Annotated in this window: 16 protein-coding genes; 9 read left to right on the top strand and 7 right to left on the bottom strand. The window is 71.3% G+C overall.

The window, feature by feature from the left end:
- Positions 1-57: 57 nt before the first annotated feature.
- Both AB0M39_RS31655 and AB0M39_RS31650 read right to left on the bottom strand, forming a co-directional pair.
- Positions 58-1644, bottom strand: a complete 1587-nt coding sequence (locus tag AB0M39_RS31655; protein WP_365369786.1) for an NADH-ubiquinone oxidoreductase-F iron-sulfur binding region domain-containing protein — start codon at positions 1642-1644, stop codon at positions 58-60.
- Positions 1641-3116: a ferric reductase-like transmembrane domain-containing protein gene (locus tag AB0M39_RS31650; protein ID WP_365369784.1), complete on the bottom strand. Its 1476-nt coding sequence runs from the start codon at positions 3114-3116 to the stop codon at positions 1641-1643. Before AB0M39_RS31650 ends, AB0M39_RS31655 begins: the two co-directional genes overlap by 4 nt.
- A gap of 818 nt (positions 3117-3934) precedes the next feature.
- On the opposite strand from AB0M39_RS31650, the gene leuS reads away from it, so the two are divergent.
- From leuS to AB0M39_RS31625, 5 genes are all read left to right on the top strand, one after another.
- A complete protein-coding gene (leuS, locus tag AB0M39_RS31645) occupies positions 3935-6820 on the top strand; it encodes a leucine--tRNA ligase (protein WP_365369782.1) in 2886 nt (961 codons plus the stop codon).
- Between the two features lie 153 nt (positions 6821-6973).
- Positions 6974-7756: a hypothetical protein gene (locus tag AB0M39_RS31640; protein ID WP_365369780.1), complete on the top strand. Its 783-nt coding sequence runs from the start codon at positions 6974-6976 to the stop codon at positions 7754-7756.
- 112 nt (positions 7757-7868) lie between these two features.
- A complete protein-coding gene (locus AB0M39_RS31635; protein WP_365369778.1) occupies positions 7869-8714 on the top strand; it encodes a DegV family protein in 846 nt (281 codons plus the stop codon).
- Between the two features lie 102 nt (positions 8715-8816).
- On the top strand, positions 8817-10022 hold the full coding sequence (locus AB0M39_RS31630) for a ComEA family DNA-binding protein (RefSeq protein WP_365369776.1): 1206 nt from the start codon (positions 8817-8819) through the stop codon (positions 10020-10022).
- Entirely contained in the window at positions 10019-12799 is a 2781-nt protein-coding gene (locus AB0M39_RS31625) for a ComEC/Rec2 family competence protein (RefSeq protein ID WP_365369774.1), read from the top strand. The genes AB0M39_RS31630 and AB0M39_RS31625 overlap by 4 nt, the downstream gene beginning before the upstream one ends.
- On the opposite strand, the gene AB0M39_RS31620 is transcribed toward AB0M39_RS31625, so the two are convergent.
- Positions 12703-13164 (bottom strand): pyridoxamine 5'-phosphate oxidase family protein, encoded by a 462-nt coding sequence (locus AB0M39_RS31620; RefSeq protein WP_365369772.1) that lies wholly within the window; start codon positions 13162-13164, stop codon positions 12703-12705. The genes AB0M39_RS31625 and AB0M39_RS31620 overlap by 97 nt on opposite strands.
- A 123-nt stretch (positions 13165-13287) precedes the next feature.
- On the opposite strand from AB0M39_RS31620, the gene AB0M39_RS31615 reads away from it, so the two are divergent.
- Complete coding sequence (locus AB0M39_RS31615) at positions 13288-14064, top strand: arylamine N-acetyltransferase (protein ID WP_365369770.1); 777 nt, start codon at positions 13288-13290, stop codon at positions 14062-14064.
- Between the two features lie 78 nt (positions 14065-14142).
- Here AB0M39_RS31615 and AB0M39_RS31610 read toward each other — a convergent pair whose 3' ends face one another.
- The gene (locus tag AB0M39_RS31610) at positions 14143-14388 is read right to left on the bottom strand and encodes a hypothetical protein (protein ID WP_365369768.1); all 246 of its coding nucleotides are present in this window, start codon (positions 14386-14388) and stop codon (positions 14143-14145) included.
- 82 nt (positions 14389-14470) lie between these two features.
- On the opposite strand from AB0M39_RS31610, the gene holA reads away from it, so the two are divergent.
- A complete protein-coding gene (holA, locus tag AB0M39_RS31605) occupies positions 14471-15457 on the top strand; it encodes a DNA polymerase III subunit delta (RefSeq protein WP_365369766.1) in 987 nt (328 codons plus the stop codon).
- A gap of 1020 nt (positions 15458-16477) precedes the next feature.
- Here the strand turns inward: holA and rpsT are convergent.
- Positions 16478-16744 carry a 30S ribosomal protein S20 gene (gene rpsT / locus AB0M39_RS31600; RefSeq protein WP_365369764.1) on the bottom strand — a complete coding sequence of 89 codons (267 nt, stop codon included), beginning with the start codon at positions 16742-16744 and terminating at the stop codon, positions 16478-16480.
- Positions 16745-16952: 208 nt separating this feature from the next.
- On the opposite strand from rpsT, the gene lepA reads away from it, so the two are divergent.
- Together lepA and AB0M39_RS31590 are read left to right on the top strand one after the other, a co-directional pair.
- On the top strand, positions 16953-18818 hold the full coding sequence (gene lepA, locus AB0M39_RS31595) for a translation elongation factor 4 (RefSeq protein WP_365369762.1): 1866 nt from the start codon (positions 16953-16955) through the stop codon (positions 18816-18818).
- 312 nt (positions 18819-19130) lie between these two features.
- The gene (locus AB0M39_RS31590) at positions 19131-21020 is read left to right on the top strand and encodes an AMP-dependent synthetase/ligase (protein WP_365369760.1); all 1890 of its coding nucleotides are present in this window, start codon (positions 19131-19133) and stop codon (positions 21018-21020) included.
- 707 nt (positions 21021-21727) lie between these two features.
- Here the strand turns inward: AB0M39_RS31590 and AB0M39_RS31585 are convergent.
- Both AB0M39_RS31585 and AB0M39_RS31580 read right to left on the bottom strand, forming a co-directional pair.
- Positions 21728-22309, bottom strand: a complete 582-nt coding sequence (locus tag AB0M39_RS31585; protein WP_365369758.1) for a response regulator — start codon at positions 22307-22309, stop codon at positions 21728-21730.
- Between the two features lie 10 nt (positions 22310-22319).
- Positions 22320-25555, bottom strand: a 3236-nt coding sequence (locus AB0M39_RS31580) for a HAMP domain-containing protein (RefSeq protein WP_365369756.1), incomplete at its 5' end; no start/stop codon positions are given.

Here is a 25555-nt window from a genome sequence, read left to right as displayed (position 1 = left end):
TCAGCACCCGCGGCCGGATGCACTTCATGGTCTTCACCGATTCGTTCGACGCGAAGGTTATGTGCCGCTTCGTCGCCCGGACAGTCGGGCAGTTCCGGGGCGGCCCGAGGGCTTGGGGGCGCGGTCGGCCGCCGTCTGCTCGATGCGCATCGCCAGCTGGGGGCAGCGCCGCACGGCGCGCTGGGTGCGCCCCTGGAGATGCATGGGAACCACCGCGTCGGCCACCGACGGGAAGCCGTCCGGGTTCAGCCGGATCAGCTCCGGGATGATCTCCGCGCAGATGCCGTGGCCCTGGCAGAGCGTCCAGTCGATGAAGACCTTCTCGCCGCTCGAAATCGACTCCACCGCCTCCTCGTAGCCGGGCAGCGGAAGCGGCAGCACGCCGGTCGTCTCGCGCCCGCAGCCGCCGTCGAGCACATGGGCGGCGAGGTCGTCCGTGAAGGCGGACAGCGTCGACGCGAAGAAGCGGGCCGAGCCGTCGGGGTGCTTGCACGCGCCCCGGCCCTTGACGGCCTGGGTCACCTCGCGCAGCGCCTCCAGAGCGGCCGGGCCGCCGCCGTTCATCACGTCGGACAGACCGCCGGCCGCCGCGGGCAGGCCCAGTCGGCAGGGGCCGCACTGGCCGGCGGTCTCGGCGGCGAGCCAGTTCGCCACGCGCAGCGCCTCGCCCAGCGGGCAGGTCTCGGGGCCGATCGGCAAGATCGCGCCCGCGCCGAGCGCGCCGCCGACGGCCGCCAGGGACTCGCGCGAGACGTTGGCCTCGTGGACGGCCGCGGCGTCGATCCAGTTGCCGTGGTAGCCGCCGGTCAGCACGCCCTGGGGCATCGGCGGGGCGCCCGCCAGCTGGAGCACGTACCGAAGCGGCACACCGGTGGGGACCTCGACGACCATAGGGCGCGCGACCGCGCCGGAGATCGTCAGCATGACCGTGCCGGGCTCCGTGTCCAGGCCGGTGTGGCCGTACCTGCGGGCGCCGATCCGGGCGCCTATAGCGAGCTGCGCGAACGTCTCCGCGTTGGACAGCAGCGTCGGGGCGCCGCCGACGCCGGTGTCGGAGGCTCGCTCACGACGGCCGGGCGGCAGGGCGGGGCCGCCGTTCACGGCGCGGATGACGGAGGACGCCTCGCCGGAGACCATGCGCTCCGGGGTGCGGACCACCCGTGCGCGCAGCTGCTGCCCGCGCCGGTCCGACAGGCCGCGCTCGGCCAGCGCGGCGCGCATGGAGACCTCTGTGGAGTTGCGGGTCACCGCGATCACCAGGGTGCGCGCCCCGAGGGCCTCAGCCGCCAGCAGAGCGCCGTCGAGGATCAGGTGGGGCGCGCGGTTGAGCAGCACGGTGTCCTTGCGGCAGGCAGGCTCCCCCTCACTGCCGTTGACCACGACGACGGGCCGCACCCCGCGCCGGATCGAGGACTTGGCGACCGCGCGCAGCTTCTGTCCGAACGGGAACCCCGCGCCTCCCCGGCCGCGCAGCGATATGTCCTCGGCGAGCTGAGCGAGCCGCTCGCCGGTCACCGGCTCGAGCGGCCCGTGCACCTTGAGGTGCATGGCGAGGTCGAGGCGCTCGACGAGGTCGAAGCCCTGCGTCAGCTGAGGAAGGCCGACGACTCGGACCTCGGGGACATCGGGGAGGGGGGCGTTCACGGTCGTTCTCCTGCGGGTGCGTGCCAGGGCTCCCCGGCCGGGGGCGGGAAGAGGGGCCCGGGCATGGTTGCGGTCTCGTCGAACGAACCGATGTTGCCGGTGTCGTACGGCGGAGCGGGGTCGTACGAGGTCGAGGGGTCCCCCATGGGGGTGTAGGCGGGAGAGGAATCGTACGAGGCGGTGGCGTCGTACGAGGAAGGGGGATCGTACGAGGCGGTGGCGTCGTACGAGGCGGGAGCGTCGAACGAGGCCGTGAAGTCGTACGAGGACGTGGCGCCGTACGAGGCAGGGGTCTCGTACGGAGAGGTGGCTTCGTACGAGGGCGCCTCGTACGTCGGAGGGGTCTCGAAGAGGGGCGGGGGAGGGGTGTCGTACGACGGGGGCGCGGCGGGCGCGGGCGGGGCCTGTGCGGGCGGCGGGGGCGAGGGAGTGGGCCACAGACCCGCGCGCGGCCCGGACTCGGACACGACGGGGATCTCCTCGGTCATCGGAACCCGCTCGGCCAGCGGAGCGCTCTGGTCCCCGCCGAGGGAGACCGCGCGGTAGGCGGCGGCGAATCCGGGGCGGGCGCCCGCCGAGCCGGAGAGGGCGCCGCTGGGGTCGCCGGAGACGATCGGCTCGCTGACGGGCGGCGGCGGGGCCTCGTACAGCTGCGGGGAGGGTGCCTCGAGCCGCCTGGGCTGCGCGCGGGACTGGCTGCCGAGGGGCGACTCGCGCTCGAACTCCGCCTCGTACGGGCGCTGTGCGGGGATGCCGTTCATCCGCCGGCGGCCGGCCCTGCCGTTGAGGTCTGCCGGCCCGGTCAGGCCTGAGGCGCCGGGCAGCGGCGAGGTGGAGAGGTCACGCTGGCGCTCCTGCTCCGCCGGCGTGCCGTCGGATCCGCCGGTCAGGGACAGGATCTTGTTGGCGATGCGGCGCTGGAGGGGGCGCGGCGCCAGCCGGACCGAGACGGCCGCCGCGACGCCGGTGAGCGCCAGGCAGTACATCGTCGTCACCCAGGCCGCGGCGGGTCGGCCGGTATAGAGGCCGTGCACCAGCGCCGAGCACCAGGCGGGGTAGGCCAGCATGTGCAGAGCCCGCCAGCGGCCGGCGATGCGGATGTTGCCGGCCAGGGCGCTGCGCAGCGCCCCGGTCGTGGCGGCGACCACCATGAGGAAGCCGGCGAGCGACCCGAAGCCGATCAAGCCGGATGTGCCGGTGACGCCGAGCCCGAACGGTATGAGCGCGCCCAGCAGTTCGACGTGGCCGAGCGACACCTTCACGGTCGCGTGCAACAGCAGGAAGCCGAGAGAGGCGACCGCGGTCGACCGGTGGATGCCCTGGGCCAGCAGGCGGTGGCGGGGAGAGAGCAGCAACCGGTCGGTGGCGAGCAGCCCCCAGGCGATGGAGGCGGTCAGGGACACCAGGGAGAGGACCCCCGTGGTGAAGTCGAGCGCGGCGCGGAAACTGTCGCTTCCTGCGACGGCGATCACGGGTATGAGTACCAAGGCGGCTACGGACAAGCCGCCTTGCACCGGGCGGCTGAGCCCGGTACTCGGCGCTGGGGATGAACGCGGGTTGCGATGAGGCTTCATGGGGCGACTCCGAATGGTGCGGGAAAGCGGTCCCGTTGACGCATGCTAGGTCGACCCATACCGAGCGGTACGACGTTTGAGCGTTTAGAGAGCGGAAGCACAGCCAACTGACTCTGGGGTTGCCCTGGATAGGGGCGATACGCGGGGTAACCCAAGCGGCTGAGGCTCATGCGTCGGGGCTCTCGAAGGGCGCGCGAAGACTCTCCGCGGTGCTTGTGGGCGTCCCCGGAGGGTTCGCCTCGGTATCCGGGAGAGTGGATGGTGCAGTCCGGGCTGTGCGATATGTGGCGCTTCATATGGTTTCGTTCCAACATGCTCTATGGAGGCCATGTGGGGATTGTGCGAGCCCCCCTCAGAGGTACGTATCAACGTGCTAGGAGCGTTCAGATCGGCGCGCGATGATCCGTGCGGACGTCGTCCATAGCCGTGCCGGAACACTCGACGCGGGGTTCGGCGAGCGTCCTGGGAGGCGGAAGCACCCCCTCCTGAGGGCACTATGGCATTCCCCGCATTCCCTTATGCGAGTGCTTCGCTCCCTGCGGTACCCTGGCGCCATGCGTGCCGTACGCCTTCTGCTTAGCGAGCCGCGCTGATCAGTCCCGACGGATGAAGAATCCGGTCGGAATCGGCGCGGCGTCCCCTCCTGTGCGAGGGGCTTTTTCATTTCGGTGGATGTCACAGCGCAAGCAGAGACGATCGATGGAGCCTTAAGGATCATGAGCGAGACGAATTCCTCCCCCGCTGCCTCCGGCACGGGAGGAGCCCCCTCCGCGGAGGCGGCCGCAGCGCACCGCTACACCGCTGCCATGGCCGCCGAGATCGAGGCGCGCTGGCAGGACTTCTGGGACGCCGACGGCACGTACGAGGCGCCGAACCCGACCGGCGGTCTGGCCGGGGACCCGGCGCTGGCGGCCAAGCCCAAGAAGTTCGTCATGGACATGTTCCCCTACCCCTCGGGCTCCGGTCTGCACGTCGGACATCCGCTCGGCTACATCGCCACCGACGTCTTCGCCCGCCACCAGCGCATGACCGGCCACAATGTCCTGCACACGCTGGGCTTCGACGCCTTCGGACTGCCCGCCGAGCAGCACGCGGTCTCCACCGGCACCCACCCCCGGGTGTCGACCGAGGAGGCTATGGAGAACATGAAGCGCCAGCTGCGTCGGCTGGGCCTGGGTCACGACAAGCGCCGGTCGGTCGCGACGATCGACCCGAAGTACTACAAGTGGACCCAGTGGATCTTCCTGCAGATCTTCAACTCGTGGTTCGACGAGGACGCGCAGAAGGCCCGCCCGATCGACGAGCTGGTCGCGCAGTTCGAGAGCGGCGAGCGCGCCGTGCCCGGCACGCGCGCGTGGAGCGAGCTGAGCGCCTCCGAGCGCGCTGAGGTCCTGGGCGGCTACCGCCTGGCGTACGCCTCCGACGCGCCCGTCAACTGGTGCCCGGGTCTGGGCACCGTGCTGGCCAACGAAGAGGTGACGGCCGACGGCCGCTCCGAGCGCGGCAACTTCCCGGTCTTCAAGGCGAAGCTGCGCCAGTGGAACATGCGTATCACCGCCTACGCCGACCGGCTGCTGGACGACCTGGACGCGCTGGACTGGCCGGAGGCCATCAAGCTGCAGCAGCGCAACTGGATCGGGCGCTCCGAGGGCGCTCGCGTCAACTTCGAGGTCGAGGGCCACGACGGCGCGCAGATCACGGTCTTCACCACGCGCCCCGACACTCTGTTCGGCGCCACCTACATGGTTCTGGCCCCTGAGCACGGCCTGATCGACTCCATCGTCCCGGCCGAGTGGCCCGAGGGCGTCAAGGAGGCGTGGACCGGCGGCGCGGCCACTCCGGCCGAGGCCGTCTCGGCCTACCGCAAGCAGGCCCAGACGAAGAGCGACGTCGAGCGGCAGACCGAGCACAAGGACAAGACGGGCGTCTTCAGCGGCGCGTACGCCGTGAACCCGGTCACCGGCGACCGGATCCCGGTCTTCGTCGCCGACTACGTCCTGATGGGCTACGGCACCGGCGCCATCATGGCCGTCCCCGGCCAGGACGAGCGCGACTGGGAGTTCGCCGAGGCGTTCGAGCTGCCCATCGTCCGCACCGTCCAGCCGCCGGAGGGCTGGGAGGGCGAGGCGTTCAACGGGCAGGGCCCGGCGATCAACTCCGCCAACGACGAGATCTCGCTGAACGGCCTGGCCGTCGCCGAGGCCAAGGCCAAGATCACCGAGTGGCTGACGGCACGCGGCATCGGCGAGGGAACGGTCAACTTCCGGCTGCGCGACTGGCTGTTCAGCCGGCAGCGGTACTGGGGCGAGCCCTTCCCGATCGTCTATGACGAGGACGGCGTCGCGCACGCGCTGCCCGAGTCGATGCTGCCGCTGGAGCTGCCCGAGGTCGACGACTACTCGCCTCGCACGTTCGACGCGGACGACGCGGACACCCAGCCGGAGACGCCGCTGTCGCGCAACGAGGACTGGGTCAATGTGGAGCTGGACCTGGGCGACGGCGTCAAGCGCTACCGCCGGGAGACCAACACCATGCCCAACTGGGCCGGCTCGTGCTGGTACGAGCTGCGCTACCTGGACCCGCACAACGACGACAAGCTGGTCGACCCGGCCATCGAGCAGTACTGGATGGGCCCGCGCGACGGCATGCCGCACGGCGGCGTCGACCTGTACGTCGGCGGCGCCGAGCACGCCGTACTGCACCTGCTGTACGCGCGGTTCTGGTCCAAGGTCCTGTTCGACCTGGGGCACGTCTCCTCGGTCGAGCCGTTCCACAAGCTGTACAACCAGGGCATGATCCAGGCGTACGTCTACCGGGACAGCCGCGGCTTCCCCGTGGCCGCCGCCGACGTCGAGGAGCGGGACGGGAAGTTCTACTTCGAGGGCGAGGCCGTCAAGCGCGAGCTGGGCAAGATGGGCAAGTCCCTGAAGAACGCCATCACCCCGGACCAGATCTGCGCCGAGTACGGCGCGGACACCCTGCGGCTGTACGAGATGGCCATGGGGCCCCTGGACGTGTCGCGGCCGTGGGACACCCGTGCCGTCGTCGGCCAGTACCGGCTGCTGCAGCGGCTGTGGCGCAACATCGTCGACGAGGCGACCGGCGAGATCACGATCGTCGACGCCGAGCCCGACGAGGCGACGCTGCGCGCCCTGCACAAGGCGATCGACGGCGTCGGCCAGGACCTGGCGGATCTGCGCTTCAACACCGCCATCGCCAAGATCACGGAGCTGAACAACCACCTGACCAAGGCGGGCGGCCCGCTGTCGCGCGGCGTCGCCGAGTCCCTGGTGCTGCTGATCGCCCCGCTGGCCCCGCACATCGCCGAGGAGCTGTGGCGCAAGCTGGGCCACACGGACTCGGTCGTGCACCAGGGCTTCCCGGTCGCCGACCCCGCCTATGTCGTGGACGAGACCGTGACCTGCGTCGTTCAGATCAAGGGCAAGGTCAAGGCGCGACTGGAGGTCTCCCCGTCGATCTCCGACGAGGAGCTGGAGAAGCTGGCACTGGGTGACACGGCGGTCGTCGCCGCGCTGGCCGGCGCGGGCATCCGCAAGGTGATCGTGCGCGCTCCGAAGCTGGTCAACATCGTTCCTGCGTAACGGGGCGGACGCCCGGGCACTCGGCGGTCGGCTGAGGCCTTCCGAGGCATTCCGGGTCATCCCTTAAGGGCAGGTTGGGGGTTCCTATGGAACCCTCGGCCTGCCCCTTCCGTTTACCGTGGAAGGACCACAACTCATGCCCGGAGGGCGCTCATGGGAGAAGCACTTCTGATCCTGGCGCTGCTTTTCGTCGCCTTCGTGGCGTTGGGGGTGTATGCGACCGTGAAGGTCGTCAAAGCAGCCAAGCGCGGTGTGGAACGCACCGTCACACAGGCGCGACGCACCGTCGAGGAGACCACGCTGCGCGCGAAGAGCTACGGCCAGGGCGGAGTCGTGGGCGAACTGGCGCAACTGCGGCTGTCGCTGCGCACCTCGATGAGGGCGACCCAGGACGCGCTGCAGGCGGGCGTCGCCGAGGACGCCTCGCTGTCCGAGTCGCTCGCGCTCTTCACCCGGCTCAGCGCGCACGGGCACGAGTTGGACGACGAGCTCAAGCGCCTGGAGCGCGAGCCGGACCGCACCAGGCTGGCGACCTTGCTGCCGGGTCTGCGCGAGCGCACGGAGCGGATCACGCAATCGGCAGACTCGCTCCGCTGGGCCGCCCGGGACCGGGCGCAGAAGTTCGCCGACGACGATCTGGACGCGCTGAGCGCCCAGATCGACGTGGAGGCGGGCGCGCTGCGGCACTGGTCGACAGAGGGCACCGCCGGCGCGGCCGCGCCGGGCAGGGAGGCGGCCGAGCCGTCCTGGCCCGAGGCCGGGCGGACGGGTGCGGGGGCATCGGAAGGCGCCGCCGCTGAGCAGACGTGGCCGGAGCCGGAGGCCGCGGCGCAGACGGCCGACGTGGGTCAGCCGCAGGCGATCACGGCGCGCGATCCTCGGCAGCAGACGGCGTATCCCTGGCAGAAGGCGGCGCGTCCCGAGACGACGAACTGAGCTTCGAGCCGCGCGTCGGCGTCCGTCGAACCCGTCCGCCGAGGCGGGCGACTCGGTCGCCGGCGTGGGGCCGGGCTGCCGTGCGGCGGTCTCGGCGGGTAACCTCCCGCTCATGTCCCGCCATGTCGCGATCGTCACTGATTCAACGGCCTACCTGCCACCACCGACGATGGAGCGGCACGGCATCATCGCGGTGCCGCTGACCGTCGTACTGGGCGATCAAGCGCTCGAAGAGGGAACAGAGATCTCGGCCCGCTCGCTGGCCCTGGCCCTGCAGAAGCGACGCCCGGTGACCACGTCGCGCCCGAGCCCGGAGGAGTTCGCAGCGGCCTACCGGGCGCGTGCCGAGGCCGGTGCGACCGGGATCGTCTCGCTGCACCTGTCGTCCGAGTTCTCAGGGACGTACGACGCCGCGGTGCTCGCCGCCAAGGACGCTCCCGTGCCCGTGCGGGTCGTGGACACCGGGATGGTCGCGATGGCCCTCGGGTTCTGCGCGCTCGCGGCAGCGGAGGCGACGGAGGCCGGCGGCACCCTGGACGAGGCGGTGGCCGCCGCGGAGAAGCGGGCCGCGGGCATGTCCGCGTACTTCTACGTCGACACACTGGACTTTCTGCGCCGCGGCGGCCGCATCGGAGCGGCGCAGGCGCTGCTCGGCTCGGCGCTCGCCATGAAGCCGCTGCTGCAGCTCGACGGCGGGCGGATCGTGCCGATGGAGAAGGTGCGCACGGCGTCGAAGGCCATCGCCCGGCTCGAGGAGATCGCCGCCGACCGGGCCGGGATGAGCAGCGTGGACATCGCCGTGCACCATCTGGCCGCGCCGGAGCGGGCTGAGGCACTGGCCGAGCGGCTGCGCGAGCGGGTCACCGGCCTGGTCGACCTGCACGTCAGCGAGGTGGGCGCGGTGATCGGAGCGCATACGGGACCGGGGCTCCTGGCGGTCGTGGTCTCCCCGCGCTGAACCTGTCCGTCACCACCTGTCCGTCACCTTTGCGAGTGACGAAGTTTTCCACAACGGGTCGGTTGTCCACGGAATTTGAGCCTGCTCGGCGGGGTCGGGCAGATGTGCCTACCGTCTCGTGGCATGGCTCTTCGATCACGCTCCGCAACCAGTGGACCTGGCCGCGCCCCGGCCTCCGACAGCCGCGCCCGCCACGGCCGCGGCGCCGGCTCTGCACGCGGGCCCGGCCGCTCCCTGGGGCCCGGCCGCACCGGCCGACTCCGAGGGAGCCGGGCACGCGGGTCGGCTGCCGAGACGACCGCGGCTCTGCGCCGACGGGCGGACGCCCTGTTCGACGGGGCGCCGAGAGGCGGGGGAGACGATCCGGGCTCGACTGGTCGCCTCATGCCTGCCGGCCGGGGTGCTCCCGCTGCTGCGAACGCTGGGGCTGGTCTGGCTGCTCCGCGTGGTCTGGCGGGAGCCCAGCCGGCTGACGGTCCGGTGGCTCCGGCCAGCGGGGCGGCGACCCGAAGTGCGCTGCTGGACAGGCCGGTGGCCCGGGCGGAGGCGCCGGAGGCCGATGCCGTCGGCGCAGGTGACACCCGCACACGGGAGGTCCGTACGCGGGAGGTCCCCACGCGGGCGGGGCTCGCGCTGCGGGAGCGGCTGCCGGTGTGGGTGCAGCTCAGATGCGGGCTGGAGCCCAGGACTCTCGCGGCGCTGGCCGTGGTTCTCGTGGCCGCGGCGGTCTTCGCGGTGCAGCATTTCTGGGCCGGGCGACCGCAGCCCGTTCGCGCTCCGGTGCTGGTCCAGCAGGGCGCGGCCACGCCAGCCCCGCAGCCGTCGCCAGGGGCTCAGCCTGCGGCCACGGGAGGAGCGCCCGAGGGACGGATCGTCGTCGATGTGAGCGGCAAGGTCCGGCAGCCCGGAATCCATCTGCTGCCCGCCGGGTCGAGGGTCGCCGACGCACTGCGGGCCGCCGGAGGAGCGAGAGAGGGCACTGATCTGACCGCGCTCAACCGGGCTCGCGTGCTCATGGACGGCGAGCAGGTCATGGTGGGCGTGACCGCCCCGCCCGGCGCACCCGCGGTGAACGGCGCGGGCAGCGGTACGGGCACGGGCGCCGGGCAGCCCATGGGACCCATGAACCTCAACTCCGCCACGGTGGAGCAGCTCGAGACCCTGCCGGGCGTCGGTCCCGTTCTGGCCCAGCACATCGTCGACTACCGCACCGAGCACGGCGGTTTCCGGTCGGTCGACGAGCTCCGCGAGGTCGACGGGATCGGCGAACGCCGATTCGCGGACCTCCAGACCCTTGTACGGCCATGACCCGCTCGGCGGTTCATGTCGACTCAGGTCATCGGCTGGGCTCGTCCGATCCCCGGCAGGAGGGACCGGCCGATCTGCGCCTGGTGCCGCCGGCCCTCGCGGCCTGGGGCGCGGCGGCGCTGGCGATGGGCGCGCGGGGATCGTGGACGGCGGTGGGCGTGAGCGTCTGCCTCGTCATGGCAGGGCTGCTGCTCACTCCCGCCGTGGTGCGTGCGGTGGGCCGTCGCCGTCGGCTCAACGCGACGGCGGGCGCCGCGGTGCTGCTGTGCGCAGCCGCGGGAGCGGCCTCGGCCGGGCTCCACGGCGCCGACCTGCGGCGAGGCCCGGTTCCGGAGCTCGCCCGCCAGTACGCGCGGGTCACCGTCGAGGTGACGGTCACCTCCGATCCCAAGCCGCTCCGGCCCCGGGGGCAGGAGGGCCAGACAGCGGGCAGGGGCCTCCTGCTGGACGCGGAGGTGACCCGGGTTAGCCAGGCCGGCGGCTCGGCGACGGCGACTCGGACGCCCGTCCTGGTCATCGTGCGGCCTGGCGAGTCAGGCGCGCGGTGGCAGCGGATCCTGCCCTCGACCAGGCTGCGGCTGGCCGGGCGACTGGCGCCCGCGCTGGAGGAGGACACGCGGTTCGCAGCCGTGCTGCGGGCCAAGGGAGACGGGCCGCCGCGCATCACGGGACCGCCGACGGCCCTTCAGCGCACGGCTGGAGAGCTTCGCGGCGGACTGCGGGAGGCGACGGGCGGGCTGGCGCCGGACGCGCGGGCGCTGCTGCCCGGGCTGGTCGTCGGAGACACCTCACGGATCCCGTCGGATCTGCGGGACGCCTTCGAGGCGACGGACCTCACGCACCTCCTCGCCGTGTCAGGAAGCAATCTGACCATCGTGCTCATGCTGCTGATCGGGCCGCCCAGCACCGCGTTGCTGGCCGAACGGAGAGGACTCGCGCCCCGGTTGGGCATCACCTTGCGGGGAACGGCGCTCGTCGGCGGGACGCTCACGCTGGCCTTCGTGGTGGTGTGCAGACCTGAGCCGAGCGTGCTGCGGGCGGCGGCCTGCGGGCTCATCGTCCTGCTGGCCATCGGTACCGGACGCCGTCGGTCTCTCATCCCCGCGCTGGCGGCGGCCGTGCTGCTGCTGGTGCTGTACGACCCTTGGCTGGCGCGCAGTTACGGCTTCCTGCTCTCCGTGCTCGCCACGGGCGCGCTGCTCACCGTCGCCCCAGGCTGGAGTGAGGCGCTGCAACGGCGGAGGGTGCCGCCCCGCCTGGCGGAGGCGCTGGCGGCGGCGGCCGCGGCGCAGGCGGTGTGCGCTCCTGTGGTGGCCGTCTTCGCCGCCAGAGTCAGCCTGGTGGCGATCCCCTGCAATCTGGCGGCGGAGCTCGTGGTCGCGCCGGCCACGGTGCTCGGATTCGCAGCCCTCGCCGCGGCTCCGGCGGCGATGCCGGTCGCCGAGCTGCTGGCCCTCTGCGCGGGGTGGCCGGCAGGGTGGATCGCCTCCGTCGCCCGCACCGGGGCGGCGCTGCCGGGGGCGCAGGCGGGCTGGCCAGGGGGCTGGAGGGGCGGGCTGCTGCTGGCCGGCGTCACGGTCCTGGTCGTGCTCTTGGCCCGCAGGCTGCCGCGTCATCCCTGGGCGGGGCTGGTCTGCGTGCTGCTGCTGGTGCTCGTGGTTCTGCGCCCGGCGCCGCTCACCCGGTTCGTCACGGGGTGGCCGCCGCCGGGGTGGGCGTTTGCGATGTGCGATGTCGGACAAGGGGACGCGACGGTGCTCTCGGCAGGGGACGGCACAGCCGTGGTCGTGGACGCCGGGCCCGACCCAGTCCTCGCCGACCGTTGTCTGCGGGACCTGGGCGTCACCCGGATTCCGCTGGTCGTGCTGACCCACTTCCACGCCGACCATGTCCGAGGGCTTCCCGGGGTGTTGAGGGGAAGGGACGTCGGCGCGGTGCAGACGACGACGTACGACGAGCCGCGGGAGCAGAGCGCGTTCGTACGGAGAACGACGGCAGCGGCCGGGGTGCCCGTGGTCCGCGCGGGCACGGGGGAGCGGCGCAGGGTGGGACGGCTCTCCTGGCAGGTGCTCTGGCCCCCGCCGACTGTCGGGCTCGCGCCCGCCGCCCGGAGCCCTCTCAGGCTGGCCCAGCCTGCGTCGCTGCACGGTCGCCCCGCTTCGCTGCACGGCCGCCCTGCGTCGTTGCACCGCCCTGCCGGCACTCGGCCGGGGCACGTTCCGGAAGGGCCCAACGACGCCAGTGTCACGCTGCTCGTGCGGATCGCGGGCGGACCGGTCATCCTGCTGCTGGGCGACCTTGAACCACCAGCCCAGCGGGGCCTGTTGCGGGCTCATCCGGCGCTGCCGCCCCTCGACGTCCTCAAAGTCGCCCACCACGGCTCCGCCCACCAGCATCCCGGGCTGCTCCACGGAGTACGCGCCCGGCTGGCTCTCATCTCCTGTGGAAAGGACAACCTCTATGGACACCCCTCGCCTCGCACCCTCGACGCGCTACGGGCCGGGGGAGCGGCGGTGCTGCGCACGGATCGGGACGGAGCCATCGCGGTGACGGGTAGCGGCCCGGATCTGAGGGCCGTGCCTGCGGGCGGCGGTCGGTCCGCAGACGCGGCGCGGGCCGGCGGCGCGAGCAGCGGGCGGGCGGCCGGTCGGGCGCCGCCGGGCGTGGGGGCGGGCGGCGGTCAGACCAGCCACGCGCCGTCGCGCATCAGCGCCCTGTCCGCCAGCTCGTTCTCCTCACGCCATGCCTTGAGAGTTCGCGGCGTGATGCGGATATAGACCCACGGCCGGCGGTCTCGCGGATCCCAGCCGAGCTTCGCCGTGAACGCGTCGGCCGACTCCTTCGCCAGGTCGGAGCCCTCCACGAGTTCGGCGTCGCCATGGATGAGGACGACGTCCCTGGTGTGGCCGGCCGTGACGACGGCTCGTCCGCGGGGCGAGAGGTTGAGGGCGGTCGGGTTGACGCGGCGGGTGCACATCAGCAGCGTGCCCTGGTCCCACACGAAGGACAGCGGTACGAGACAGGGCTCGCCGTCCGAGGAGGCGGTGGCGACCCAGACGTCCTCGTCCTTCTCCAGCCGTGCGAGCACGTCCTGCTTGCGCTGCTCCGGGCTTCGGGCGGGTTCGTACTCGTGGTTCGTCATGGGCTGCACCGTAGTGGCGCGGCGGTTGCGGACGCCTCGGCCGACGGTCCTAGGACCAGCGTCCAGGGCGTTTGGGAACCAAGGTCCATGGCGGGTCGGCGAAGATCGCGCGAGACTCTCGTCATGGATGACTACCTCCGCCGAATCGGCGCTGCCCGCCCGCTGCACGCCGACCTGACGGCCCTGCGTGACCTGCAGCTTCGTCACTTGAGGACGGTGCCGTTCGAGAACCTCTCGGTTCATCTCGGCGAGGACGTCGTGCTGGAGGAGAAGGCGCTTATCGCCAAGATCGTCGAGGCGCGGCGAGGGGGGTTCTGCTACGAACTCAACGGAGCGTTCGCGGTGTTGCTGCGCGACCTCGGCTTCGGGGTCACGCTCCTGCAGGCGCGGGTGTTCGGCGAGGGAGGGCGACTCGGCATCCCGTACGACCACATGGCCCTTCGCGTCGAGGCGGCGGACGGTTCGGGGCCGTGGCTGGCGGACGTCGGGTTCGGCGACCACAGCCACTTCCCGCTCGCCCTCGACGAGCGGGGGGACCAGAAGGACCCGGCGGGGACGTTCAGGTTCGAGGAGGGGCCTGAGGAGGGAGATCTGGACCTGTATCGGGACGGCAAGCCGCAGTTCCGGCTGGAGACGCGGGCGCGTGCGCTCCCCGACTTCGAGGCGGGGGCGTGGTGGCATCGCACGTCGCCGGCCTCGCACTTCACGCAGTCGCTGGTCTGCTCCCGGCTCACGCCCGAGGGGCGGATCACGCTCAGCGGCCGGAAGCTCGTGAGCACCGTGAACGGCGAACGCCATGAGGAGGTGCTGGGCGACGACGCCGCGGTGCTGGCGGCGTACAGCGAGCACTTCGGGCTGAGTCTGGACCGGTTGCCGACGGCGCCGGAACGCACGTCCTGAGATCGGCAGGGAGGGCCGACGGCGGCGGAGGGCGGGTAGCCCGGGCGGGAGCCCAGAGCGGGGCAGAGGCCGCAGAGGCTAGGGGGCCTCGAGCCATCCCTCGTACTCGGCTGCGAAGTCGTCCAGCGCGGCCGAGTCGAGGCGGGCCGCCGGGTCCTCCACGACGACCAGCCACTGCGCGTCCTCGGCGTCGTCCTCGCCGGCCAGTGCGTCGCGTACGAGCTGGGGCTCCTCGGCTACCCCGAAGCGGGCGGCCAGTTCCTGTGCGACTTCCTCGGCGGCGTCGCGGTCGGGCAGGACGAGTACGTGTCTCACATCGCTCACGGGCACATTCTCCGGTACGCCGAGAGCACGTCGACAACGGGGCGTAGGGCAGTGTCAGTGCCCCGTGGGATGCTGGTCCGCGATGGCCACCAGGAAGAATTCGACCGACGATCCCCTCGCCCCCGTCACGCTCGCCGTGGGCCAGGAGGACCTGCTCCTCGACCGTGCGGTGCAGCAGGTGGTGGCGGCGGCGCGGGCCGCCGACGCCGACACGGACGTACGCGATCTCACCGCCGACCAGCTTCAGCCCGGGACGCTCGCGGAGCTGACCAGCCCTTCGCTCTTCGCCGAGCGCAAGGTCGTGATCGTGCGGAACGCCCAGGACCTGTCCGCGGACACGATCAAGGACGTCAAGTCGTACCTCGACGCCCCGGCCGAGGAGATCACGCTCGTTCTGCTGCACCCGGGGGCAGCGAAGGGCAAGGGGCTGCTCGACGCGGCTCGCAAGGCGGGTGCGCGGGAGGTCGCCTGCCCCAAGACGACGAAGCCCGCGGAGCGGCTGACGTTCGTGCGGTCGGAGTTCCGCGCGCTGGGGAGGTCGGCGACGCCCGAGGCGTGCCAGGCGCTCGTGGACTCGATCGGCAGCGATCTGCGCGAGCTGGCGAGCGCGGTCTCGCAGCTCGTGGCGGACGTGGAGGGCACGATCGACGAGGCGGTCGTCGGGCGGTACTACACGGGCCGCGCGGAGGCCTCCAGCTTCACGGTCGCGGACCGGGCGGTGGAGGGCAGGGCGGCGGAGGCGCTGGAGGCGTTGCGCTGGTCGCTGTCCACGGGGGTGGCGCCTGTGCTGATCACGAGCGCGCTGGCGCAGGGGGTCCGGGCGATCGGCAAGCTCTCGTCCGCGCGCGGCGGCCGGCCCGCGGACCTCGCCCGTGAGCTGGGCATGCCGCCCTGGAAGATCGACCGGGTCAGGCAGCAGATGCGGGGCTGGACGCCGGACGGGGTGGCGATGGCGCTGCAGGCGGTGGCCGAGGCGGACGCGGGGGTCAAGGGGGGCGGGGACGACCCGGAGTATGCGTTGGAGAAAGCGGTGGTGGGGGTGGCGCGGGCGGCGAGGATGAGGCGGTAGTGGGCCGCCGGGGGGATTCCCCCCCACCCCGCCCCTTCCCGAAACCGGGGCAGGCCCCGGACCCCATGATGTGTCGCGCCTGCCGTGCCCGGCGCGCGGCGGCTGCGCGCCGCAGGCCGGCAGGCGCCGCGGGATCTTCGCACCCGCACCCGTTGCACAGATGTACAGATCCAGCTGCTGCCCGCCCCGCGACAGCTTCGCGTCGCGGTCCCGAGCAGACCTCCCGCCGTACGCCGCCCCGCCTCCGGCCCCAGGGAGCAGAGCGCCCTCAGGCCCCGGGGGTTCCCGCCAGGCCCCGGCGAGTAACGGCTCGCGGGCCTATGCGCCCCGGCTGCCCCGTGCCCTACGGCCCCGGCCGGCCCGTCCAGTGGGCCTGCCCCGTCACCGTAGTGCACAGACCAGACCCGGCGGCCCGGTCGGTCGGCCCAGGCCCTACGCACGCCGCCTCCAGGCTCAGCAGTCCCCCGAGCCCCGGGGGCCCGAGCACCCTGCGGTCCCACGGCCCCAGGCCGCCAAGGCCAGGGCGTCCGCCGTTCCGGGCCCCGTAGAGCACAGACCCCCGGACCCGCCGGCCAGTGGTCCCGGCCCCCGGCCCGAGCAGCCTGCGGTCCCACGGCCCCAGGCCGCCAGGGCCAGGGGCGTCCGCCGTTCCGGGCCCCGTAGAGCACAGGCCCTCGGACCCGCCGGCCAGCAGTCCCCAGTCCCCGGCCCCAGCACCCTGCGGTCCCACGGCCCCGGCGCCCCGCACAGCGCAGGCCCGGACCTGCCGGCCCGGCGCTCCCTCCGACCCCCGCCCCCCGCCCGCCCCCCGCCAGCCACGCCCCCACCCCACACCCACCCCCACGCACAAAACCCCGCGCCCGTCGTCCTGGGGAAGGGCGACGGGCGCGGGGCTTGAGGTAGTGCTCTGGTTGGATTCGCACCCGCGTGGCGAACGCAGGCCGCGTGCGGATCCGGGGTGCCGGGTGGGGAGCGGAAGAGAGGGCCCGCTGAGTCCCTAACCGGCGACAATCAAGAGGTTCAGCCCTGGAGGGAGCCAACCTTGGCAGCCAGCGCCGACTTCTTGTTGGCGGCGGCGTTCTTGTGGATGACACCCTTCGAGACAGCCTTGTCGAGCTTCTGCGACGCCTCACGGACGGCCACGTTGGCCTTCTCGACGTCACCCGCTGCGACGGCCTCGCGGGCCTTGCGGATCGCGGTCTTGAGCGAGGACTTGACGGCCTTGTTACGCAGGCGCGCCTTCTCGTTCGTCTTGTTCCGCTTGATCTGGGACTTGATGTTCGCCACGAAAAGAGCCTTCTCAGGTTCGATGTCTACAACAGGTGCGGCTCGTAGCTGAAGAGGGCGTACGAGACACAGCTGCCCAGGCTACCAGTCGCCCTCCGACCGGCCCAAACCGAGCACAGTCCCTCACCCGTGGGACCATGGAACCTACGTATCGCTCCTATGTCGACCCGAGACGAGACGCCACGCGTCTCAAGAATCAGGACCCTGCGTGCCCGCGACCCCTACCAACGTGCCCGAGCCGAGCCGTACCGACCCGGCGCTGATCCGCAACTTCTGCATCATCGCGCACATCGACCACGGCAAGTCGACCCTCGCCGACCGCATGCTCCAGCTGACCGGAGTGGTCGACCAGCGGCAGATGCGCGCTCAGTACCTCGATCGTATGGACATCGAGCGTGAGCGGGGCATCACGATCAAGTCCCAGGCGGTTCGACTGCCCTGGGCGCCCACCGAGGGCGAGGACCAGGGGAAGACCCACATCCTCAACATGATCGACACCCCCGGGCACGTCGACTTCACCTATGAGGTGTCGCGCTCCCTCGCCGCGTGCGAGGGGACCATCCTGCTCGTGGACGCCGCCCAGGGCATCGAGGCGCAGACCCTCGCCAACCTCTACCTGGCGATGGAGAACGACCTCACCATCGTCCCGGTGCTCAACAAGATCGACCTCCCGGCCGCCCAGCCGGAGAAGTTCTCCGAGGAGCTCGCCGGCCTCATCGGCTGCGACCCCTCCGACGTGCTGAAGGTCTCCGCCAAGACCGGCGTCGGCGTGGACGCGCTGCTGAACCGCGTCGTGCGCGACGTCCCGGCCCCGGTCGGCGTCGCCGACGCCCCCGCCCGCGCGATGATCTTCGACTCGGTCTACGACTCCTACCGCGGCGTCGTCACCTATGTACGTGTCGTGGACGGCCAGCTCAACAAGCGCGAGCGCATCAGGATGATGTCCACCGGCGCCACGCACGAGCTGCTGGAGATCGGCGTCTCCTCGCCGGAGATGACCCCGGCCGACGGCATCGGCGTCGGCGAGGTGGGCTACATCATCACCGGCGTGAAGGACGTCCGTCAGTCCAAGGTCGGCGACACGATCACCTCGCAGGCGAAGGGCGCCACCGAGGCGCTGGGCGGCTACAAGGACCCCAAGCCGATGGTGTTCTCGGGCCTGTACCCGCTGGACGGCTCGGAGTACCCGGACCTCCGCGAGGCCCTCGACAAGCTCCAGCTCAACGACGCCGCCCTGGTCTACGAGCCCGAGACCTCCGCGGCACTCGGCTTCGGCTTCCGCGTCGGCTTCCTCGGCCTGCTGCACCTCGATGTGATCCGCGAGCGGCTGGAGCGCGAGTTCGGCCTCGACCTGATCGCCACCGCCCCCAACGTGGTCTACCGCGTGGTCATGGAGGACGGCAGCGAGCACACCGTCACCAACCCGAGCGAGTTCCCCGAGGGCAAGATCTCGGACGTGTACGAGCCGGTGGTGCGCGCCACGATCCTCGCTCCCAGCGAGTTCATCGGCGCGATCATGGAGCTCTGCCAGACCCGTCGCGGCACGCTGCTCGGCATGGACTACCTCTCCGAGGACCGCGTCGAGATCCGCTACACGCTGCCCCTCGCCGAGATCGTCTTCGACTTCTTCGACCAGCTGAAGTCCAAGACCAGGGGCTACGCGTCGCTGGACTACGAGCCCACGGGCGAGCAGGCCTCCTCCTTGGTCAAGGTCGACATCCTGCTGCACGGCGACAAGGTCGACGCGTTCTCCGCCGTCACCCACAAGGACGCCGCGTACGCATATGGCGTACGGCTCGTCGCCAAGTTGAGGGAGCTCATCCCCCGGCAGGCGTTCGAGGTGCCCATCCAGGCCGCCATCGGCTCCCGGGTCATCGCCCGCGAGACCATCCGCGCCATCCGCAAGGACGTTCTCGCCAAGTGCTACGGCGGTGACATCTCCCGTAAGCGGAAGCTGCTGGAGAAGCAGAAGGAAGGCAAGAAGCGGATGAAGATGGTCGGCAGCGTGGAGGTTCCGCAGGAGGCCTTCATCGCCGTGCTGTCCAGCGACGAAGGCGGAAAGTCGAAGAAGTAGCCCTGTGAGCTTCTCGACGTTCCCCGAGACTCCCTGAAGCTCCCCGACGCGGGCGTTGGAGTCAGCGGAAACGCCCGTCCGGTCCTCCGGACGGGCGTTTTCCGTGTTCAGAGTGGTGCGCACGGGGTAGCTGCGCAATACATCCACCCGTGGATCGGGCTGTGGGCGCGGCGTCCTGTTCGTTATCAAGCGGCAGCCCGCAGACTCTTACGCGCAGGTCCCGTCCGCTCTACCCTGATCACGGCTCGATGGTTACTCGCCAGTTAAACAACCAGCCAGTCGTGCAGTGCTGCCGCAGGCCCGGAGGACGTCGTGAGCGACACACAGACCCTGATCGAGAACCGACCGCCCTCCGTGGCGACCCTCTTCACCGAGCGCGTCGCGGCCACGCCGGACGGCGAGGCCTACCGTTACCCGGTGCCCGCCGCGTCCGGGCAGGGGCCCGACGAATGGAAGTCGCTGAGCTGGGGCGAGGCCGCCGAGCGGGTCTACGCCATCGCCGCGGGCCTGATCGCCCTCGGCGTGCAGCCCGAGAACCGGGTCGCACTCGCCTCCTCGACGCGGGTCGAGTGGATCCTCGCCGACCTCGGCGTGATGTGCGCGGGCGGCGCGACCACCACGATCTACCCGTCCACCAACGCCGAGGAGTCGGCGTTCATCCTCTCCGACTCCACCAGCCGGGTGCTCATCGCGGAGGACGCCTCGCAGCTCGCCAAGGCGCGCGAGAAGCGGACCGACCTGCCCGGGCTGACGAACGTCGTCGTCGTCGACCCGTCCGGCGTCGAGCCGGACGAGAGCGACCCCAAGGGCTGGGTGCTCACCCTCGCCGACCTGGAGGCGCGCGGCGCGGAGTACCTCGCCGAGCACCCCGGCGCCGTCAAGGAGCGGATCGCGGCGATCACCCCCGAGCAGCTGGCGACGCTCATCTACACCTCGGGCACCACGGGCCGTCCCAAGGGCGTACGGCTGCCGCACGACAACTGGTCCTACATGGCCAAGGCCATGGCCGCGACCGGGCTGATCGGCAAGGACGACGTCCAGTACCTGTGGCTGCCGCTGGCGCACGTCTTCGGCAAGGTGCTGACCTCCGGCCAGATCGAGGTCGGGCACGTCACCGCCGTCGACGGCCGGGTCGACAAGATCATCGAGAACCTGCCCGTAGTGCAGCCGACCTACATGGCGGCCGTCCCGCGTATCTTCGAGAAGGTCTACAACGGAGTCGCGGCCAAGGCGAGGGCCGGCGGCGGCGCCAAGTACAAGATCTTCCAGTGGGCGGCCGAGGTGGCCCGCGAGTACGCCAAGACCACGCAGGACAACTTCCGCCGCACCGGCTCGGCCACCGCGCCGTTCGGTCTGAGCGCGAAGCACAAGATCGCCGACACGCTCGTCTACTCCAAGCTGCGCGAGGCGTTCGGCGGCCGGCTGCGCGCCGCGGTCTCCGGCTCGGCGGCGCTCGCCCCCGACATCGGCTACTTCTTCGCCGGCGCCGGGATCCACATCCTGGAGGGCTACGGCCTCACGGAGTCCAGCGCCGCCTCCTTCGTCAACCCGGGCGAGGCCTACCGCACCGGCACGGTCGGCAAGCCGCTGCCCGGCTGCGAGGTGCGGATCGCCGACGACGGCGAGATCCTGCTGCGCGGCCCCGGCATCATGGAGGGCTACCACGGGCTGCCGGAGAAGACGGCGGAGGTTCTGGAGTCCGACGGCTGGTTCCACACCGGGGACATCGGCGAGCTCTCCGCGGACGGCTACCTGCGGATCACGGACCGCAAGAAGGACCTGATCAAGACGTCCGGCGGCAAGTACATCGCGCCGGCGGAGGTGGAGGGGCAGTTCAAGGCGGTGTGCCCGTTCGTCTCCAACATCCTGGTGCACGGGGCGGACCGCAACTTCTGCACGGCGCTGATCGCGCTGGACGAGCCGACGATCCTCGGCTGGGCCAAGGAGAACGGCCTGGAGGGCAAGACGTACGCGGAAGTGGTGGCCTCCAAGCAGACGGAGGAGCTCGTCGAGGGCTATGTGAAGCGGCTCAACGAGGGGCTGCAGCGCTGGCAGACGATCAAGAAGTTCCGCCTCCTCCCGCGCGACCTGGACATCGAGCACGGCGAGCTGACGCCGAGCCTGAAGCTGAAGCGGCCGGTGGTCGAGCGCGAGTACAAGGCGCTGATCGAGGAGATGTACGCGGGGTCGCGCGAGGCGTAGGGGTGAGTGGGGCGGGGCGGGGGCGGACGGCTCCTGCCCTGGGGCTTCCGGGGCTCCTGCCTCGGGGCCGGGCAGGCTCCTTCCTCGGGCCGGACAGGGCTCTGCGCCGGTCCGGGTCGGGCCGAGGCACTGCCCGGGCTGAACGGGCAGCCCCCGCGGGCTGGGCGGGTTAGGCCCTGCCCCGGGCTGGGCTCTGTGCCGGGCCCAGGCGCTGCCTCGGGCTGGCTGGACGCTCGACGGACGGCCCGCGCCTGGGCTGGGACGGACAAGCCCCGGGCCGGGTCGGGCAAGGTCCTGTGCTGGGCGCAGGTACTGCCTCGGGCTAGACGGGCAGCCCCCGGGCTGAGTGGGGACGGACGCCCCCGCGCTGGGCCGGTTGGCACTGCCCCGGGCCGAGCGGGCCCTGTGCTGGACCCAGGTGCTGCCTCGGGTTGGGGCGGACAGCCCCCGCCAGGGCCGGGACCGCCAGCTTCCGGGCCGGGTCGGGACGGTCCTGCCCTGGGCCGGGACGCCCGGCCCCACCCGGGCGGGGCAAGCTCCTGCCCCGGGCCCCGGGCCCCGGGCCCCAGGCCCACGCCGTACCGCCTCGCCCCCCCGGCCCCGCCCAGGCCGGGCAAGCTCCCGCCTCGCCCCCGGGCCCCAGGCCCACGCCGTACCGCGTCGCCCCGGGCCCGCCGCACGGGGCACCCCGCGCCTACCCCCCCGACCTACCCCCGTACCCTCCGCAGATCCTGGAGGATCTCCTCCATCCGCGTCAGCTGGGTGCGTAGGTCCGGGGCGTCCGCAGGGCCCGTTCGTGCCAGTTCGAGTTCGATCGACGTCAGGCGCTCCGCTATCTCGCCCAGGTGGTCCCGTTCCCTCGCCAGCATGCGTTCCAGCTGGCGGTTCTTGCGGTGCAGGTCGAGGAAGACGTTCACCTTCGCCCGTAGCACCCATGGGTCGAACGGCTTCGTCAGGAAGTCCGCCGCCCCCGTCGCGTACCCCCTGAACGCATAGCCGCTGTCCGCGTCCGTGCCCGTCAGGAAGATGATCGGCACGTCCTTCGTCTGGTCCAGCCGCTTGATGTTGGACGCCGTCTCGAAGCCGTCCATCCCCGGCATCCGCACGTCCAGCAGCACCACCGCGAATTTGTGCCGCAGCAGCGCCTTCATCGCCTCCTCCCCGGAACGGGCGCGGACCAGCGGTTCGTTGAGGGACCCCAGGACGGCCTCCAAGGCGACGAGGTTGTCCTCCATGTCGTCCACCAGGAGGATGCTCGCGCGGTCGGCGGTGGGCGCCTCTGTGCTCATCGTGCCTGCCTCACGTGATCGTCGGTGGGGCAGCCGGCTCGCCATGGCCGCTGGGCTGCCCCGGTACTGCGGGTGTCTCGGACGACGCGCCGTCGTTCCCCGGCTCGGTCGTCTCGCCCTCGGGGTCCAGGAGAGCGGAGACGATCGTCAGCAGGCGGTCCACGTCGACGGGCTTGGGCACGTACTCGTTGGCGCCCTGCGCGATCGACTTCTCGCGGTCGCCGGGCATCGCCTTGGCCGTGAGCGCCACGATCGGCAGGTCCGTCCAGAGCGGGCTGCGGCGAATCGCCTCGATCGTCTCGTAGCCGTCCATCTCCGGCATCATGATGTCCATCAGGACCAGTTCGACGTCCGGATTGCGCTCCAGCGTCTCGATGCCCTCCCGGCCGTTCTCCGCGTACAGCACGGGCATGCCCACCCGGCCCAGGACGTGCGTCAGCGCGAAGACGTTGCGGATGTCGTCGTCGACGATGAGGACGCGCCGGCCCGCCAGGATCCGGCCCGCCCGGCCGGACTTCCACTCCTCCAGCTTGGTGGTCGTCGGCCAGCCGTCCTCCTCCACGCCCGGCCGGGGCCCGTGGTCCGAGTGGTACGTGTGGACCGCGTGCGCCGCATGCGCGGAGTGGAGCGGCTGGGATGACAGCGGCTGGGGCGAGAGGGGTGAGAGGGACGCCTGGGACGGATGCACGCCGTCCGAATCGCCGCCCCCGTGGCCGGGATAGACGACGGGGACGTACAGCGTGAAGGTCGATCCCTTGCCCGGCTCGCTCTCCGCGATGATCTTGCCGCCCAGCAGCCCTGAGATCTCCCGGCTGATGGACAGGCCGAGGCCCGTGCCGCCGTACTTGCGGTTCGTCGTGCCGTCGGCCTGCTGGAACGCCTCGAAGATCACCGGGAGCTTGTCCGCCGCGATGCCGATGCCCGTGTCCGTCACCGCGAAGGCGATCACATCGACGACGTCCTTGAGCAGCGTGCCCTCCGGGTCCTTGATCCGGTTCACGCGCAGCTCGACCCGGCCGGACGAGGTGAACTTGATCGCGTTGGAGAGCAGATTGCGCAGGATCTGCTGGAGCCGCTGCTCGTCGGAGAACATCTCGCGCGGCACGTCCTCGCCGACCGCGACCTCGAACGCCAGCCCCCGGTCGATGGTGATGGGACGGAAGGTGGCGTGGACGTAGTCCAGCACCTTGATCAGCGGCAGCTTCTTCGGCCGTACGTCCATCCTGCCCGCCTCGATCTTCGACAGGTCGAGGATGTCGTTGATCAGCTGGAGCAGATCCGACCCCGAACGGTGGATCGTGGTCGCGAACTGCACCTCCTGGTCCGAGAGATGGCCGTCCGGGTTGTCCGACAGCAGCCGGGCCAGGATCAGCAGCGAGTTGAGCGGGGTGCGCAGCTCGTGCGACATGTTCGCCAGGAACTCCGACTTGTACTGCGAGGAGGTGGCCAGCAGCGCCGCCTTCTCCTCCAGTTCGGCGTTCGAGCGCTGGAGTTCGGCCTGCTGCCGCTGGAGCTCGTTCGAGCGCTCCTGGAGCTGGACCGCGAGCCGCTGGGACTCGCCGAGCAGCGACTCCGTACGGGAGTTGGCGATGATCGTGTTGATCGCGACGCCGATGGTGTTCACGAACTGGTCGAAGAACGCCAGATGGACGTCGGAGAAGCGGGAGAACGAGGCGAGCTCGATGACGCCGAGCAGCTTGTCCTCGAAGAGGATCGGGATGATGACGACGCTGGTCGGCGGCGCCTCGCCGAGCCCGGAGTTGATCTTGATGTAGTCGGGCGGCGCCTCCTCCAGCAGGATCCGCTTCTTCTCCAGCGCGGCCTGCCGGACCAGCCCGTGGCCCGGCATCCCGGTGGTGTCGATGGTGGAGGACTGGGCGGAGCCGTATCCGGCGATGAAGGCCAGTCCCTTGGTGGTCGAGGTCGTACGGGCCGGAGAGCCGTCCTCGGCCGGGTCGGCCAGGAAGAACGCGCCGTACTGCGCGTTCACCAGCGGGGTCAGCTCCCGCAGGATCAGGTCCGCGACCTCCATCAGATCGCGGTGGCCTTGCATCAGACCGGCCAGACGGGCCAGATTGGACTCCAGCCAGTCCTTGGCGCGGGTGGTCTCCCGGAGGTTGGACACCATCAGATTGATGTTGTCCTTCAGCTCGGAGACCTCGCCGCGCGTCTCGACCGTGATGGAGCGGGACATGTCTCCCTGGGCGACGGCGGACGCGACCTCGGCGATGGCGCGGACCTGGGTGGTGAGGTTGAGGGCGAGCTCGTTCACGTTGGTGGTGAGCCGCTTCCAGGTGCCGTACACGCCCTCCACCCGGGCCTGACCGCCCAGCTGGCCCTCGCTGCCGACCTCGCGGGCCACGCGGGTGACCTCGGAGGAGAACGAGGAGAGCGTGTCCACCATGGTGTTGATGGTGGTCTTGAGCTCGAGGATCTCGCCGCGCGCGTCCACGTCGATCTTCTTCGACAGGTCGCCCTGCGCCACGGCCGTCGCGACCTGCGCGATGTTGCGGACCTGCGAGGTCAGGTTGTCGGCCATGTAGTTGACGTTGTCGGTGAGGTCCTTCCACAGACCGGTCACGCCCAGCACCTGGGCGCGCCCGCCGAGCCGGCCGTCGGTGCCGACCTCGCGGGCGACCCGGGTTACCTCGTCCGCGAAGGCGCGCAGCTGCTCCACCATCGTGTTGACGGTGTCCTTCAGCTCCAGGATCTCGCCGCGCGCGTCCACGGTGATCTTCTTCGACAGGTCGCCGTTGGCGACGGCCGTGGTCACCTGGGCGATGTTGCGGACCTGGGAAGTGAGGTTCGACGCCATGAAGTTGACGTTGTCGGTCAGCTCCTTCCAAACCCCGGACACTCCGCGGACCTGGGCCTGGCCGCCCAGGTTTCCCTCGGTGCCGACCTCGCGGGCGACGCGGGTGACCTCGTCGGCGAAGGCGGAGAGCTGGTCGACCATGGTGTTGATGGTCGACTTGAGCTCCAGGATCTCGCCCTTCGCCTCGACCGTGATCTTCTTTCCGAGATCGCCCTGGGCGACGGCCGTCGAGACGAGCGCGATGTTGCGGACCTGCGAGGTCAGGTTGTCGGCCATGAAGTTGACGTTCTCGGTGAGGTCCTTCCAGACCCCGGAGACGCCCCTGACCTGCGCCCGGCCGCCCAGGTTTCCCTCGGTGCCGACCTCGCGGGCGACGCGGGTGACCTCGTCGGCGAAGGCGGAGAGCTGGTCGACCATGGTGTTGATGGTCG

Origin of the sequence: Streptomyces sp. NPDC051907 (assembly GCF_040681075.1) — a bacterium.
Classification (GTDB): Bacteria; Actinomycetota; Actinomycetes; order Streptomycetales; family Streptomycetaceae; genus Streptomyces.
Note: the sequence above shows the minus strand (reverse complement) of the source record. Positions and strands in the feature narration are given on the sequence as shown.